The organism is Parafrankia colletiae (assembly GCF_001854655.1).
Classification (GTDB): Bacteria; Actinomycetota; Actinomycetes; order Frankiales; family Frankiaceae; genus Parafrankia; species Parafrankia colletiae.
Map to the genome: position 1 here is coordinate 1 of NZ_MBLM01000094.1, position 1453 is coordinate 1453.

Annotated in this window: 2 pseudogenes; both read left to right on the forward strand. The window is 67.7% G+C overall.

Annotation, left to right across the window (positions count from 1 at the left end):
- Positions 1–639 (forward strand): annotated as a pseudogene (locus CC117_RS10215) (ISL3 family transposase); the annotation flags it as partial.
- Positions 640–1172: 533 nt separating this feature from the next.
- A pseudogene (locus CC117_RS10220) lies at positions 1173–1453 on the forward strand (maturase); the annotation flags it as partial.

Here is a 1453-nt window from a genome sequence, read left to right on the forward strand (position 1 = left end):
GTGTCGGACGAAGACGGGCTGGTTCGGGTACGGGCACGGACACCGGAGGTGGCGGTCGCCTGTCCGGGCTGCGGGGTGCCCACGTCGCGGGTACACAGCTACGCCGAGCGGACGGTAGCCGACATGGCGCTCGACGCGCGCCGCGTGCTTCTGGGGGTGCGGGTCCGCCGGTTGGTGTGCCCCACACGCGGGTGCCGGCAGACGTTCCGCGAGCAGCTACCCGGAGTGCTGGAACGCTACCAGCGGCGCACACCGAGGCTGGCCGCGCAGATCGGCGCGGTCGTCCGGGAGTTAGCCGGCCGCGGCAGTGTGCGGGTGCTGTCCGCGTTGACGGTGTGCCTGTCGGTGCAGACCGCGCTGCGCTGCCTGCTCCGTCTGCCACTCCCGCCGGTCACGGCGCCACGGGTGCTGGGCGTGGACGACTTCGCGCTGCGCCGCCGGCGCCGCTACGCCACGATCCTCATCGACGCGCAGACCCGCCGCCGCGTCGACGTCCTGCCCGACCGTGGTGCCGACGCGTTGGAGGCCTGGCTACGTGCCCACCCCGGCGTGGAGGTGGTCTGYCGGGACGGCTCCGGAACCTACGCTGAAGCGGTCCGCCGTGTCCTTCCCGACGCGGTCCAAGCCAGCGACCGGTGGCAGTGCGCCATGAGGCGCCTGGTTGTATCCCCGGCTCAGCCGGGAGGAACTCGGAGGGAGGTTCCTGGGTTCGATGGCTTACCTGGATCCGAAAGGTGAAGGGGACAGCAGCATGCCATTGAAGCGGTGGCCGTGCTCAGGCGTTGGAGGCGGCGCGCCGTGGAACCCGCGTGATATGGCGAAGGCTGGATTGCTTGAATCCTAATTCCCAGGAGATGGAAGGTCGCATCCGTCGGAAATGACGTCCGAAGCCGACGCCGCATCCTGCCCTGGTCTGATGYCATGGCCGGGGTAACCTCCGGGGTGCGGAGCGATGCCCAGTGAGGGCATTCAAGGGAATGAGTGGGACGCCTACGTCACGCTGTCACGTACAACCAGGACGAACATGGGATCGCCTACGGGACGCGAGTCCTACGGCGACGGAGGTCCCGTAGTAGTCGCCGGAGTCACGCCCGGCCGAGGAGTCCGGGAGAGYCGGAATCAGGGCGAAGGGGACCAGGTGATCGGACACTCGGAATCGGGAGGTTTGCGTAATGCAAAGCGCCGAAACGGTGCTGGGTGTCCTGCGTGAGCGCGGCAGGCGCGGTCTGCCGTTGGAAAGACTGTATCGGCAGTTGTTCAACCCGCAGTTGTATCTTCTGGCCTACGGGCGCCTCTACTCCAACAAGGGGGCGATGACGCCCGGGGTCACCGGGGAGACCGTGGACGGGATGTCGCTACGTAAGATCGACACTATTATCGAGGCGCTGCGTCGCGAGCGCTATCGGTGGAGCCCGGTCAAGCGGATCCACATCCCGAAGAAGAACGGCAGGAC